This is a genomic window from Foetidibacter luteolus, assembly GCF_009650435.1.
GTDB classification, from domain to species: Bacteria; Bacteroidota; Bacteroidia; order Chitinophagales; family Chitinophagaceae; genus Foetidibacter; species Foetidibacter luteolus.
In genome coordinates, this window is the sequence record NZ_VVIP01000063.1 from 44,501 (window position 1) to 58,679 (window position 14,179).

The following is a 14,179-nucleotide window of genomic DNA, read 5'->3' on the forward strand; positions in this document are numbered from 1 at the left end:
CCGGGCTTTCCGCTCATACTCCGCCACGGGGCTTGGCTGCGATGGGCTCAGCGGGGTAACCGCTGCAATCCCTCACCCGGTGGTGACGCCTGTTGCGGAAAGCCACAGCTCACCATAGCGCTAACCGCTAAGCGGGCACTTTATGTGCAACTTCCCTTTCCCAAAAACGATGCTGCCCGATAGCCGCTATAAAATCATTAACTATCGAGGCTGAATTTTTACCTGTTACAATGCCGTCTGTTGCCGCGTCGTTAATCTCCAGCTTTTGCCCGAAGTAGGTTTTTGCTAAAACCTGTTCACAGTCGCCTTCAATGGCAATAGCTTTACAATGGCGGTATGCTTCGTTCAAAAAATGTACTGCATCAGGTGTTTCAGCAAGCGTTGCTACGCTGTTGTCGCCACCGGGTATATACACGGCATCAAACATTACTGATGCCGCTGTAAGAAAGCTTTCCTGCACTTCCACCTGGCCACCTTGGGTGCCTTGCAAAAATCCCAGTCTTGGCGCAACCGTCTTTGTTACAGCACCAGCAGCGGTAAGGGCAGCCTGCATTTTGGTTATGTTGGATTCATTTACGCCATCTGCTGCAAGAATGGCAATCATGCGGGTAGCAATATTTCCTTTTATCGTATTGGCCATACTCAATGCATCTGACTGTTCAAGCGAAGGCTTTGCTTCAATAGGAGCATACTTTCGCGGATCTGCATCCGCTGGTATGCCTTCATTAATCACTTTTCCTTTTGGCACTTTAAGGCCCAGTTTATAAGCAACCTTGGAAGCAAGATCTTTTTGCACTTTGGAGAGGGTCAGCAACATACGCTCACGAACAGCTACCGTTTGTACTTTGCCTAACTCAAAACTGAATGCATCCACCATATGCGCCTTTTCTGGTTCTGACTGGCTGTTGTAAAACAATGTGGCCTGGCTGAAATGATCGAAAAAGCTGCGGCTTCTTTCTCTCACTTTTTTTGCATCAATCCGTTCGCTGTAAGATGAAAAACCACCGTCGGCCATCTTTGCCTGAAACGGGCATCCACCGCCCAATGAATTGGGCTGATAGCTTACGCGGCCAGGGTTGATGGTTTGCCGCATAAACCCATCCCGCTGGTTATTGTGCACCGGAGCAACTGGCCTGTTAATAGGTATCTCGTGAAAGTTCGGGCCGCCAAGCCTTATAAGCTGGGTATCCGTATAGGAGAATAGGCGTCCCTGCATCAGCGGATCGTTGGTAAAGTCTATGCCTGGCACCACATGGCCTACGTGAAATGCCACCTGCTCGGTTTCTGCGAAGAAATTATCCGGGTTGCGGTTTAGCGTTAATTTGCCAATGCGCTGCACCGGAACCAATTCTTCAGGAATAATTTTAGTGGGGTCAAGAAGATCAAATTCAAACTTATGTTCGTCTTTTTCCGGTACAACCTGCAAGCCAAGCTCCCACTCCGGAAACTGCCCTGCTTCTATAGCCTGCCATAAATCCCGCCGGTGAAAATCAGGGTCTTTGCCTGATATCTTCTGTGCTTCGTCCCACGCAACCGAATGAACGCCCAGAAGCGGCTTCCAGTGAAATTTTACAAAACTGGATTGTCCTTTCTCATTCACCAGGCGGAAAGTGTGTACGCCAAAACCTTCCATCATACGGTAGCTTCTGGGGATAGCCCTATCGCTCATCAGCCACATGATCATATGGGTAGATTCCGGCATTAGTGAGATGAAATCCCAAAAAGTATCATGTGCAGAAGCTGCCTGCGGAATTTCGTTATGGGGTTCGGGCTTTACGGCGTGCACCAGGTCGGGAAATTTGATGGCGTCCTGGATGAAAAACACGGGCATATTGTTACCCACAAGGTCAAAGTTGCCCTCTTCTGTATAAAACTTTACCGCAAAACCCCTCACGTCACGGGCTAGGTCCGTTGAACCCCGGGATCCCGCAACAGTCGAAAATCGGACAAATACAGGCGTTGTGCGGGAAGGGTCGGTTAAAAAACCGGCTTTTGTGATATTCCCCAGTGATTCGTACACCTGGAAGAAGCCGTGGGCGCCTGCTCCGCGGGCATGAACGATACGCTCAGGTATTCTTTCGTGGTCAAAGTGGGTCATTTTTTCACGAAATAAAAAGTCCTCCATCAGCGTTGCGCCTCTTTCACCAGCCTTTAGCGAGTTCTGGTCATCATTAACTTTTACACCCTGGTTGCTGGTAAGGAATGTCCCTTCATCAGACACGGTGTTTTTCATTAAGTCTGCGGCCTTTGCGGTTGCCTCAGGCGTGCGGCCGGGCTTTTTAATTTTTGCCATAAATAATGCTTTTATGAATTTTTGTATTCCTGGTAGCCAGAAATAAACTGCTTTTGGCAGCGGTTAACGTTATGCATGATGACCCGGTTTGCACCGGCCGAAAGAAAAGAATTGGCTGTATCCATCAACGACGAAAACGAGGTGTAAACCGGAAACTTTTCTGCAAATTCTTCCATGGTGATGTTCTCTGTGCGCTGATCAAACTCCTTGGGTGAGTGCAGGTCGGCAAGATCGTTTATGCCTACCATGTTTGACCGCCACTGCTGGTGGCCTTCTGTAAGCGCCGTATTGAAATCTTTATGATAGGAAAACGCATATTGTACAAAGGCAGGTTTTTCGTTGCCTGCTACAGTGCGGAACGCTTTTATCTTTTTTGCGGCATCCTCAGCATTGGTCACGGCGGTTAGCAGGCCGTCGGCCCAATTTGCGCACCATGCAGCCGTTTGTTCAGACAAAGCCGCACCAAATAACATTGGCGGCTTTGCAGGCAATGTATACAGCCTGGCTTCATGTACTTCAAAATGCCCGCTGTGAGAAACTTCCTCGCCATTAAGCAAGCGCCGGATAACCTGGGCGGCTTGTTCCAGCCTGGCATTTCTTACTTGCTTCGGTGGCCAGTAGCCGTGGCTCATGTATTCATTAATGGCTTCTCCGCTTCCCAGTTCCACAGTAAAGCGGGATGGAAACATCTCGCAAAGGGTAGAAATGGCCTGTGCTACAATTGCAGGGTGGTATCGCTGCCCCGGTGCACATACCAGGCTAAAAGGTAAAAATGTTGCCTGCATTGCCGCGGCCACCCATGCAAAAGAAAAACCGCTCTGTCCCTGTCTTTCGCTCCAGGGGTGAAAGTGGTCTGACGAATGTATGGCATCAAACCCGGCTTTTTCAGCAAGTACTGCCAACTCCAACAATTCCGATGGCGCAAACTGTTCGTGTGATGCGTGATATGCTATCTCTCTATTATCAGACATTGTTCTTATTATTTAGACCTTCCTGCCTTTCTGAATGCAAACTTTCCCTTTATCTGCCTGTTAAGGAAAATGCCTTTCTCCCTGAATCTTACGAAAGCCTCATATACATCTTAAGGCACATGGAGATAATCGTAAACCATACCTGACTTATAGGTAATGCTGAGAATAGATAACTCCTTGTTGTATTTGTAAGATGCAACAACAGAAGATGGCATTGATACATGTTTTACCGGAAACAGGACCTTAGTTCCAAATAACGCACCATCTTTATAAAGTTTGGGATGTTATCTGTATAAAACGCACACGACGGCAGCGAAAAAACGATTGGTCCATTATAAAAAATACATACCTGGCCGGTTATACTGCCAGGATTATGTACCAGGGGTGAACGTAAAGCCATGGCCGAATAACCGTATAACGCCTGACTGGCTGCCGGATTGAAACGAAAACCCCGCTGAAGGCCTTGTGTAATGGCCCTGTGGCGGAGTTGCAGTGTAAAGCCGGGACTATAGCTGCACTGAAATACTATAGCCGAAAGCCCCGAATATTTTTTCCTGGTACTTTTATGGGATGCGCGGTACAGATTTTAACCGGGCGCCTAATGATTAGGCATTACGTTATAAAAATCCGACGAAAGAAATAAAAGAATACGCACTGGTTAGCAGCTACCAGGCACGTGTTAGCGAAGGTTGATTATTTTTTACCGCGTAACGTTGATTTTTTCCCCAATATTATACAACCTTAGTTTCTCCGCGTAAACATAAATTGTTTAAGATTAAAATTTAATGGCGCCTGTATTGCCAATACATGAGTAAAGAATGAATGCTTATGATAAAGTGTTCCCCGAGTAGTTATTGTTTCAGGTTAATTGATGCAGCGCTTGATGCGATATATGGTAGATAATAAGAGATTCTTTTAATAGTCAAATGCAAGTCTGTTATCAAGATAACCTATTGCCGGAGTTGAGTGACAGGTTACCGGGTAGATCTGCAGCATTCTTACCTTGCTTCATTAATGGGAGGGCTGCGTTTTATAGATATTAACACCATTACACGAAGTAAATTGGTCTGTCTTTATACGGATATATTAATCGAAGCAAGGTCGGGTATGGAAAGTAAGTAAGAGGGTGTTTGATAAACTAAAAAGAAGAGGCCACTAATTTATAGTAGCCTCTTCTTTTTCTGTGATCCCGCCGGGGACTTCAGGGTGCGTTTATTCGCCACACATCTCTATTTACGAATAATACATTTATCGTAATGGGCGGCAATACAGGAAAGCTCTGCTCAAGTGCTGCTACTGCTGCTGAAATGCCGGCCCAACTGATTTCACCTCTTATCGGATCCAGGCCTGACAAACAGAAAAAAAGACGGATTTGCATGACCGTAAATCATCAGCCTCTTATCTGGAAAAAGGCTTATTACATGGAATACATGTATTATCAAAAGAAGAACAGGAATTAAGATATCTAACCACCCCGCTATTTTTAGGGGGGATGTTCACCATGTGTTTGGGTAGGAGACTAATAAATTTATTGTATCAAATTTGTTATGTATAAAATCCATTTCTCTGTGAGAATAATTTAAAATGTTCAACCAGACAAAATACGGTGTACCTGTTTTTCCAGGAAAGCAACAAACGGCTTTCAACCAAATTAACAGGCGAAACGTGTCTAATAATTTTAAACCAGATACAACGGCAGGCAATCAAAAGCAATATTACAACAGTCGCATTTCACACAGTTAGTAAGCGCAACGTAGCTTAATAAAATTATCCCGTCTGAGTTAAAATTTCTGCCATCCTGTAAAGCACAATCCGGATTTAAATAAACATAGCCTGCAATGTTATGGCTATAAACTATACTGCTTCTTTTTTAGATATCCCTTAAAATATTCTTATGAAAACGGCTTTGCTAAAAATTTTTGTTATAGTAATAGGTGCCTTTTCACTTACTGCAGCAGCTAAGGCGGCTAACATTAACGTTAGCGGTAATGTATGGAATGATATAAATGGTAATGCTGTTATTGACGGAAGCGAAGCTGGTACCAATACCGGTAGCACATTATATGTAAACCTGGTGGATGCTACTACCAGCACATTAGTCAGCTCCGTTGTAGTTGTTTCCAATGGCGCTTATAGCGGGATTGTTGTTCCTCTGGGTGGCGACAATTACAAGTTAGTATTAAGTACATCATCTACTTCAATTGCTGCCGGCCCTCTGCCGGTCAGCTGGATAAATACAGGGGAAAATATTGGCTCAAATTCCGCAACCCAGTCTAACACCCTCGGGCAGATTGAATTGCCTACATCCTTCGGTTCAGCGTCTTTAACTGCACAGAACTTTGGCATAACGCCGGCTGGGTATATTTATATCCACAAGAAAACTCTGGACGAATCTTCAAGTACAGACTTTGCATTCTCTATATCAGGTGGAGTTACAGCGGTTCCTTCATTCAACCTGAATGATAACCCTACCCAAACAGTGTTACAGGATATTGGCTCTTCTCAAAGCGGTAGATTATGGGCCGTTGGCACCAACAATAAATTGTACTATCGAGACCTTGGCAGTGTAGGATGGGTAGCTACCGCAGTAACCAATGCCAGAAATGTAGATGGTGGGGCAGGCAATACCTGTTACTATGTAACAACCTCAGGCACTGTTGTATATTATAATGGCGCTTCAGGCACTACCATATATACCGGTAATTCTGCAACAGACGTGGGCAGGGCGTGGGATAACCAGCCGTATGTTGTTGCAAACAGCGGCCGTATTTGTCGTTATACCGGTAGTGGGAGTGGAGGCTATGGCAGTGCATCCTGGCCGCAGTTTAATACACAGGCGTCGAGTATCTTTCGTATTGATGGCGATCCTGCAACTCCAGGTACCGTAATTGCGGTAAACAGTAGCGGAAATGTGTTTGCTTTTCAAAGTGGGACTGCATACACAAATCTTGGCTATCCCGGCGGCATATCAGGCATTGGTTTAGACGTGGCTGTTGATGAGTCTGGCAATATATATAGTTCCTGGAACAAAGCTTCTAATTTGTCACCCTTGGTTTACAAATGGCAGAGCGGTACAACATGGAGTGCAGGAGAGAGCACCAGCCGTAATGCCGGGATTACCACGGCGGGTATCGGTGGGCAGGTATGGATGCTTATGTCTCAGTCCGTATCACCGTTTGGCAACATATTCTCCCGTTCCATGAACGGAAGTAATGTATGGTGGATAGATGACGAGCGTGTACGCACAAGCCCCGCCAATGGTAATGCGGAAATGATGGCTGTGGTGCCCGGAACTTACACTGTTACAGAAACGGTGCCTTCCGGTTGGGCCTTGCAGAACATCAGTGTGTATGACCCTTCTTCCAACTCTTCGGGCAATATAGCAGGACATACTGCCACATTAAAGGTTGCCGCAGGCGAAGTGGTACATGCTATCTTTCAAAACGGCCTGGTAAATACCTTTACAATGACTAATAGCTGTTTAAATTCATATAAAGAAGATTTTGGCAGCGGGGCATCGGGAAGCTATGGTGCAGCGTTAACCGGCCAAACCTCTTATCATTACATGAACACATCTTCAAGTTCAAGGGATGGATATTACAAGGTGGCCGGCAATGCAAGCGTTCTTTATAGCGGTGCAGTTTCTTTGAATGACCATACGACAAATGCCGGTACAGGATATATGATGATAGTGGATGCCGGGTATGATGTAAACGAGTTCTTCCGACGCAGGCTTTCCGGTGTTATACCGGGCGCCACCTATAATTTCTCAGCCTGGATAGCAAGTGTAGCAAGCGCAGGAATTAACCCTAACGTGTCTTTTCTTGTAATAGACCCGGGCAATAACGACACCCTTGCAAGTACAATAACAGGTAACATAACCACAGCAGGCACCTTGAGCCAATACACATTGTCTTTTACAGCCACAGCTTCTACTTTCGACCTTGTTTTACTGAATAATGCTATTGGCGGCAACGGCAACGATCTTGCGTTGGACGATATCAGTTTTCAGATGATTCCTGTGCCCGCATCCTCTCTTACTACCAGTGTTACCTATAATACAGGGGCAACAACGTGCTTTACAACGGGTAACCTGCAGTACACTTCGCCTGTCGGTTCATCTTATACATATAGCAAAGACGGAACTGTTTACCAAAGTAGTGCAACGTTCAGCAACCTTACACCAGGTATTTATACAACTTATGTTACTTATGCGGGCACTACCGGTTGCGCCACATCACACAAAGATACCGTCCTGGCTTCAGTATGTGGCAACGTGTATAATGATGCAAACGGGCTGAAAGATGTACCTGCAGGGCTTGTAAATGGAATAGGGACTAACGCCGGAGGAACGCTGAATGCAATATTGTTCGATAATACTACCGGCAATGTAGCGGCCGTATCAGCAGTAACTTCCGGCGGAGTTGTCAGTGTCACAGCTTTTCCCGGACATAACTATAGCCTTGAAATAACAACCAATACTGCCAGTGTCGGCAGCGCAGTATTACCTGCTGTAGCTATGCCTTCTGGCTGGGCCAATGTGGGGGAAAACCTTGGCAGTGCGGCAGGCAATGACGGTACAGTAGACGGCAAGCTTTCTATCGGTCCAGTAAACGCCAGTGTAAGTAATGCAAATTTTGGTATAGACCAGTTACCTTCAGGTATTGATATTAGTTATGTTATCTCTCCTGTGCCAACAAGGGGCAGTACCCATGCACTTACCAGTGCTTACAGGAATATGTTACCGCTAGATTATAATGACCCGGAAGACTGTTCCTCTGTTTGTCCTGATAGTTTTGGTGTCATCATCAAATCATTTGGTAATATGAATGGCAATGTATTAAAGTATAACGGGGTTACGATAACACCTCCTTATACCATCGCCAACTACAAACCTGATTCGCTTACGATAACTTTCAACCAAAGTGGCTTCTCTTCCTTCAGCTTCTATTATGTGCTGGTAGATGCAGCAGGTGTACAATCCATAGATCCTAGCTACGATGTAAGTTGGGGCAGCGCTGTACTTGCAGAGAATCTTTTGAATTTTACTGTAATCAAACAGGGTGCAATGGCCTTATTGCAGTGGAGTACTGCAACCGGTTCAGCGAATGATAAGTTTACAATAGAGAGAAGCGCCAATGGCAGCAACTGGCAAACTTTAACCACCATTAACGGCAGAAGTAACACACCTGTTAAGCAGTACTATAGTTACACAGATAACAGTCCTTCCAATGGAAACAACTACTACCGCATACAACAGAAAACCAGCAGCGGCAACAACAGTTACAGCAAAATACAGTTACTAAAGTTTGAAGAAAGCTGGAAAGTGTCAGTGAACCCCAACCCGGTTATAAGAGGAGAAGTGATGTTGAAGAGCAATGAATCTATAGGCATAATAAAAATTATGGATATTGCGGGCCGGATTATATTGGCCAAAAACATTAATGATTCGGAAGGATTGTCAAACATAGTACACAGTATTGATATCAATTCGCTAGCAACCGGAGTTTATTTTATCCAGGTCGCGAAGAAAAACAAAGAGACGAGGACGATTAAGCTGATTAAAAATTAGAAATATGTAACGATATAATCCGCGGATTCTTCCATCACAAAATTTCATCCGGCACAATGTCAATTGCGTCAACCGGGTATTGATTTTCGTACAACAGTCGATAACCATGACGGCCCCGGTTTCCGGGGCTCTCCTTTTTAATCGGATTTTATGAGCCGGGCAATATTGCATCCATTAAGCTTACGTTGCGTCGCACTCTTGTACGCCTTGTTCTCTTTTGATCTGTTAAATCCTTTCGTATTTAACAACGATGGAACCACCTTCGTGGAAATTGTTTCACTAATGTGTATTTAGTCAACGGTCGGGAAACAACCTGCTACTTATTTTTCAGGCTGCTGTCTTCTTTGTTAACCATACCAGAGTCTGCTGCAGCACTGTCTGTTCCAATTCCTGCGTGAGCGTTTTGGTTATTTGTTTCATTAAGCGCAGAATCAGGCGTGGCATTCATGGCAGCGCTATCTTCCCTGGCTCTTTCATCCTGAAATTTTCCATCACCACAGCCGGTTATAGCAGCTATGCAAAGCGAAGCAATAAGTATCTGTTTCATAATTTTTAAATTTTAAAAGTGGCCCACACGTAAGCGTGCAGGCCGGTTTGTCTTATAATCCTAATAAACAGACTCCAGCAATTCTGGTAACATCTATTAAGAAGCATCACAACGCAAAGTGAGTGCCACTAATGTTTGGTGTTATATATTGGCCTGCACCTAAGGTTTGTTTTGTTTTGTTTCTGGATACTCTGCCTGCCCCGGATTTACTCTGCTAGTGTAATATCATAAAATCTCAAAGAAAGAATTATATGCACATGGTCTGTGCTGAATAGTGTTATCAACAGTACAAGAGTGCGACGCAACGGCAGTTTCATAGTTATTCTATTGACGGGCCCATAAAAAATTCCCGGATTTGAAAAGCTTTCTTAAATGGAATACTCATTGCAATAGGAAGGAAAACTTTAAACGCGAATGAAAAGGACATGGAAAAACAATAGCCTGTCAATTTGCTTTGCTTCTTTATTTATAATTAGCCTGATTGCCCAGGCGTTTACAGGCCATGCCGAGTATAACCAAGAGCTTTTGGAAGATGGGCAACCTACTATAGCATTTATTTCATATTTATCAACAGGACACTTTTTACAGGCCACATTTGAAAATTGGGAAAGTGAATTTTTCCAGATGGGCCTTTTTGTTATTCTAACCATTTCGCTAAGGCAAAAAGGCTCTTCGGAATCCAAAGCAATGGATAAGCCCGAAGAAGTTGACCGGGAACCCTCGCCCTTCCGTAAAAACACTCCATGGCCTGTGAGAAAAGGCGGCCTTGCATTATGGATTTACAGGCGCTCTTTGAGCATAGCCTTTTTTTTGTTATTTGCATTTTCGTTTATGTTGCACTTTTACGGCAGCCTTGAGGATGAAAATGCAAAGCTGTTACGGCAAGGTTTGCCGCAAGAGTCTTTCGGTAACTACATTACTGGTTCACGCTTCTGGTTTGAGTCTTTCCAGAATTGGCAAAGCGAATTTTTATCAGTCTTCGCCATTGTAGTACTTTCTATTTTTTTGCGGCAACAGGGATCGCCTCAGTCCAAGCCGGTAGATGCTGCCGATGACGAAACAGGCGAATAATGGCTGCGTAATTGTTCCACAACGGAGGAATATTTTACTTCAAGTTTTTCCTGTGCAGGTCATTTGAATAGGGTAGTGGGCCATGGCACAATGATTGGTTTGCATAATACAAACCTTGACATATGCAAACAAAATCAAGCAAACAAAAAAGTAACACTCAGGCAGGCGACAATTCCTTGTTGAAAGAATTTTTTGCAGAAGAGTTAAAAGACATTTATTGGGCTGAGAAACACATTACAAAGGCACTGCCTAAAATGCAAAAAGCAGCTACATCTGAAGAATTGGTTGCCTGTTTTGAAGAGCACCTGGAACAAACAAAAACACACGTTGAAAGGCTGGAACAGGTGTTTGAGTTACTCGGCAAAAAGCCACAGGCAAAAAAATGCGATGCCATAGAAGGCATTACTATGGAGGCGGAGAGCGTTATTGAAGACACTGAAGCGGGTACTTCAACACGTGACGTGGGGCTGATACTCTCCGCCCAGAAAGTAGAGCATTACGAAATTGCAACTTATGGCGGTCTTGCACAACTGGCCACAACACTGGGGCTGGATGACATAGCTGAAATATTGCAGCAAACACTGGAAGAAGAAAAGCAAACAGACCAAAAATTGACCGGTGCTGCTGAAAACAATATTAACTATGAAGCAGCAACAGAAGAAGAGGCTTAAAATGATTGATGAAATGAGTGCTGCGCCGAAAGGCGCAGCATTTTTTTTTAGTTATACAGACGAAAGAAAGGATAATTTAAGGCCTAACTTAGGCTTTACTGGTACCGGCTTCAATCTTTCATAGCATCGTCCCTTGCGTCGCAATCACTTCATCAGGATATCATTGTGCAACGATATACCCACCTGCATTTTATTCCGCTAACTATTGGCCTGAATTATGTGTTGATTTTAATGAAGGCTAAACCAGATATGATGAAATCTTTTTTGTTCACATTATCGATCATACTTATTACGGTGTGGTTGACGGCAGTTAATTATTATCATGCATCCGGTCTAATCCATCTCATGCCCGTTGTAGCTGTAATTGCTTTAATTATAGCCCTCAGGCAGAATGCGAAAGTTTAAAAAGTATCCAACTTGACAAACTAAAGGCAGTTGTGAAAAAATAAAACTGAAGATGCTTTTACAGGGCTGATTAAATTTTTCTGCAACAGCGCCTTCTACAATTTACCTGCTGGCAGCCCTTGCCGCTCTGGGAGTATCGCTTACATTAAAATACCTGAAAATTTCCTTTATGTACATCGGGCGACAGCATCAAAACAAATAATAACAATTGGTTTAAACAATTAATAAGCAACTTATGAACACAAATAAAAAAACGAATGGAAAGGCCGACGATGGTAATCCCTTTTTTCCAGGTGTTGAACAACAGCATCCCCAAAACCAACAAACAAAAGAAACAACAGAAGACAATGAGAATAAGGACGACAAGGCTTCAGACGAGACAGAGGAAAGTCTTGACAATGGCCGGAAAGCAATTGAAATGCAGAAACAACAGTTGAAACAAAGCCCTGTGGAAAACAAGAGCATGGAAGATGATGCATCAGACTGGCGAAATGAGCAATAATTCTCATGCAAGCTTTACGAACGGCCCTCCCTTGTGGCGCAGCGGCTGCGTGCTTCTAACAAAGCAGCATGCTACTGGTGTAAATTTTGAGTTATAGTTTCCTATGCTGTCTAATTGGATGCTTAGGAGACATTGATTTCCGAAGAACATATTTTACTTCAACTTATCATCGTAGCCAGGCTAATCTGGCTTGATATGATCAGTTATGTAAGTTTGCCAGGTACTTTTCATTTGTAGGATTTGGTCACAGCCTGATCAGCTTAAAGGCATTACGGATACCACCTGCCCCTCTTATCTCCAGAATATATAATCCAGGCATCCCTTCGCCGGCTGTTAAGAAAAGGTATCCACCCCGCTTTTCTACAGTGAGAGTCACAGGTCTTCCCAGGGGATCAATCATGCGGCAAAAAGCTGGCGCCGGCCCTGGCCAGGCTACCTCAACCTGGTTGGTAAAGGGGTTGGGCCGTAAAAACGGGAGTGAGGGTAGCAGTGGCGAATTCATGCTTACCACATTGGAATAGCTGATGCCCCCTTGGCTATCTTCCACTCGCAGCCGGTAAAGGTTTATTCCTGGTAAAGGATGGCTGTCCGCGGCGCTGTAAGTACGCAGGCTGGATACCGGTGACGCAGGAAGTGAAGCAACAGGCCGCCAGGTAGCCCCATCAGCAGAACGTTGCACTACAAATTGGGCGCCGCTGCGCAGGCCAGCCGCCTGCCAGGTGATTATGACTGCGTTGCCGGACCAGGTTGCCTTTATCAGCGGTACCCCAGTTGCCAGTACGGGAAATGTAGTGGCGGCCACTGTAAAAAGGCGGGTTGTATTGGGCGCAAAAAGAGAAGCAGTGGCCAAAGGGTCTAACTGCAGGGTAAGTATCCTGCCGGTTCTGTTGTAACTATAACCGGCAAACCCATTTGAACCCGGCGAAACCACGGTAGCGTTGGTGAAATCGCCGTCCGCATTATCATAACTTCCTCCGCTGTTGCGGTCCACCAGCAGGCGCAGGTTATCATCGTCCCCCACACTGCAGTTCATGACCAGTTCAATGGTAAATGCCATCGTAAACCCTGTATTTTGTATTTTAAATTCCCGGTCAATACGGCTACCCGGCGTATTAGGCGGTAAGAGAACAGCAGGGAGTTCGGATTCGGTGGTTGCTGTTCCGCAAAGGGGCCCTGAATTGCTGCCCAACATCAGGAAGGTTTGGTCTGTGTAGGAAGAAGTATTGGCAGCATTAGTAGTTTGCAGGGTGGACGTATAGATCCTGACCGAATCACTAAGCAATTTTGACTGCTTCTGATACAGTCCCGAACCGTACAAAAAGGCACTGTCTCTTGCCAGCCCAATGATATTGTTCCAGTAAGTTGTTCCTGTTACCCCCTGGCTAAAGACGGATACTGACTGGGAGCTTACATAGCCCGCCGTTGCGTCTAGCCCGGACGGATCCAGGGTAACAGCATTTTTGATGGCCAGGTAACTCTCCACTCTCCTGGTCTCTGCCAGGCTGAGTTGCCTGTTGTAAGCGATGGATTCAGATAATTTGTGGTTCAATCCATAGCTGTATCCCATAAAACTGCCGATGCGTACCTGGTAAGTAAAACCAGAAGAGAGGGATGAAATAGTGGTTCCTGCAACCGTTGCCCTGCTGCCATTGGCGGCGGCATAGGCTGTACCTGATCCGGCGGTACCCTGGATGGAATAGATATTTGGACGTGTTGTATTCTGCGCCGGAAAGTAGGCGGATGCAGGGTAGTAGATATTGTACCCGTATAGCTGGGCATAGGAAGGACGGAAACCGGAGCAGCAACGGTCGGCGCCGCACGGAGATGTGGTTGACGTGGCTGGCATGACGGTTTGTTGGTCACTGATTGTTCCTGTACCAAATATGCTCCCGGCACCGGCACTCACCGGCAACGCATTATTGGCAAAGCTGTTGGAGGACGGGCCGAAATAGATGTCCGCTGTCGCTGTAGTCCAGCGCATCACCGGGTTATAGTTAAAGCCTGTATTATCTCTTGTTATGGTCGTACTGTTGGGAACTACAGAAGGTATTGAGGAAAGTAAACCCTGGTTTGCCCTGGAAGAGATATTACCCGAGCTAAAAGAAACATCTTTGTCAGCTTTCAACCACAGGTTAAGCCCTGCTGCT

Annotated in this window: 11 protein-coding genes; 6 read left to right on the forward strand and 5 right to left on the reverse strand. The window is 45.2% G+C overall.

Annotated elements, in window-relative coordinates; all coding sequences use genetic code 11:
- Nucleotides 1–127: 127 nt before the first annotated feature.
- The 3 genes from F0364_RS21020 to F0364_RS29025 form a co-directional block, all read right to left on the reverse strand.
- Entirely contained in the window at nt 128–2,293 is a 2,166-nt protein-coding gene (locus tag F0364_RS21020) for a catalase (RefSeq protein WP_153799786.1), read from the reverse strand.
- 11 nt (nt 2,294–2,304) lie between these two features.
- The gene (locus F0364_RS21025; protein ID WP_153799787.1) at nt 2,305–3,264 is read right to left on the reverse strand and encodes a TIGR03885 family FMN-dependent LLM class oxidoreductase; all 960 of its coding nucleotides are present in this window, start codon (nt 3,262–3,264) and stop codon (nt 2,305–2,307) included.
- Between the two features lie 110 nt (nt 3,265–3,374).
- Nucleotides 3,375–3,479 carry a KTSC domain-containing protein gene (locus F0364_RS29025; RefSeq protein WP_207632811.1) on the reverse strand — a complete coding sequence of 35 codons (105 nt, stop codon included), beginning with the start codon at nt 3,477–3,479 and terminating at the stop codon, nt 3,375–3,377.
- A gap of 1,679 nt (nt 3,480–5,158) precedes the next feature.
- On the opposite strand from F0364_RS29025, the gene F0364_RS21035 reads away from it, so the two are divergent.
- Nucleotides 5,159–8,836 carry a T9SS type A sorting domain-containing protein gene (locus F0364_RS21035; protein ID WP_153799788.1) on the forward strand — a complete coding sequence of 1,226 codons (3,678 nt, stop codon included), beginning with the start codon at nt 5,159–5,161 and terminating at the stop codon, nt 8,834–8,836.
- Nucleotides 8,837–9,152: 316 nt separating this feature from the next.
- Here F0364_RS21035 and F0364_RS21040 read toward each other — a convergent pair whose 3' ends face one another.
- On the reverse strand, nt 9,153–9,383 hold the full coding sequence (locus F0364_RS21040) for a hypothetical protein (RefSeq protein ID WP_153799789.1): 231 nt from the start codon (nt 9,381–9,383) through the stop codon (nt 9,153–9,155).
- Nucleotides 9,384–9,797: 414 nt separating this feature from the next.
- Here F0364_RS21040 and F0364_RS21045 point away from each other — a divergent pair, with 414 nt between their 5' ends.
- From F0364_RS21045 to F0364_RS21060, 5 genes are all read left to right on the forward strand, one after another.
- The gene (locus tag F0364_RS21045) at nt 9,798–10,454 is read left to right on the forward strand and encodes a DUF6766 family protein (protein ID WP_153799790.1); all 657 of its coding nucleotides are present in this window, start codon (nt 9,798–9,800) and stop codon (nt 10,452–10,454) included.
- Between the two features lie 122 nt (nt 10,455–10,576).
- Nucleotides 10,577–11,125, forward strand: coding sequence for a YciE/YciF ferroxidase family protein (locus F0364_RS21050; protein ID WP_153799791.1), 549 nt, complete (start codon nt 10,577–10,579; stop codon nt 11,123–11,125).
- Complete coding sequence (locus F0364_RS21055) at nt 11,097–11,249, forward strand: hypothetical protein (protein ID WP_153799792.1); 153 nt, start codon at nt 11,097–11,099, stop codon at nt 11,247–11,249. Before F0364_RS21050 ends, F0364_RS21055 begins: the two co-directional genes overlap by 29 nt.
- Nucleotides 11,250–11,377: 128 nt before the next feature.
- Nucleotides 11,378–11,530: a lmo0937 family membrane protein gene (locus F0364_RS29480; protein WP_370752423.1), complete on the forward strand. Its 153-nt coding sequence runs from the start codon at nt 11,378–11,380 to the stop codon at nt 11,528–11,530.
- Nucleotides 11,531–11,765: 235 nt separating this feature from the next.
- Nucleotides 11,766–12,032 carry a hypothetical protein gene (locus F0364_RS21060; RefSeq protein WP_153799793.1) on the forward strand — a complete coding sequence of 89 codons (267 nt, stop codon included), beginning with the start codon at nt 11,766–11,768 and terminating at the stop codon, nt 12,030–12,032.
- Between the two features lie 244 nt (nt 12,033–12,276).
- On the opposite strand, the gene F0364_RS29030 is transcribed toward F0364_RS21060, so the two are convergent.
- Nucleotides 12,277–14,179 (reverse strand): DUF8202 domain-containing protein (locus F0364_RS29030; protein WP_207632812.1); only part of this gene is annotated, 1,903 nt, incomplete at its 5' end.

What these genes read in the sequence shown, in the direction of transcription:
- F0364_RS21035 (WP_153799788.1), top strand. Translation starts at nt 5,159, where the DNA reads ATGAAAACGGCTTTGCTAAAAATTTTTGTTATAGTAATAGGTGCCTTT.
- F0364_RS29025 (WP_207632811.1), bottom strand. Translation starts at nt 3,479, where the DNA reads ATGCCATCTTCTGTTGTTGCATCTTACAAATACAACAAGGAGTTATCT.
- F0364_RS21020 (WP_153799786.1), bottom strand. Translation starts at nt 2,293, where the DNA reads ATGGCAAAAATTAAAAAGCCCGGCCGCACGCCTGAGGCAACCGCAAAG.
- F0364_RS29480 (WP_370752423.1), top strand. Translation starts at nt 11,378, where the DNA reads ATGAAATCTTTTTTGTTCACATTATCGATCATACTTATTACGGTGTGG.
- F0364_RS21060 (WP_153799793.1), top strand. Translation starts at nt 11,766, where the DNA reads ATGAACACAAATAAAAAAACGAATGGAAAGGCCGACGATGGTAATCCC.
- F0364_RS21050 (WP_153799791.1), top strand. Translation starts at nt 10,577, where the DNA reads ATGCAAACAAAATCAAGCAAACAAAAAAGTAACACTCAGGCAGGCGAC.
- F0364_RS21025 (WP_153799787.1), bottom strand. Translation starts at nt 3,264, where the DNA reads ATGTCTGATAATAGAGAGATAGCATATCACGCATCACACGAACAGTTT.
- F0364_RS21055 (WP_153799792.1), top strand. Translation starts at nt 11,097, where the DNA reads ATGAAGCAGCAACAGAAGAAGAGGCTTAAAATGATTGATGAAATGAGT.
- F0364_RS21045 (WP_153799790.1), top strand. Translation starts at nt 9,798, where the DNA reads ATGAAAAGGACATGGAAAAACAATAGCCTGTCAATTTGCTTTGCTTCT.
- F0364_RS21040 (WP_153799789.1), bottom strand. Translation starts at nt 9,383, where the DNA reads ATGAAACAGATACTTATTGCTTCGCTTTGCATAGCTGCTATAACCGGC.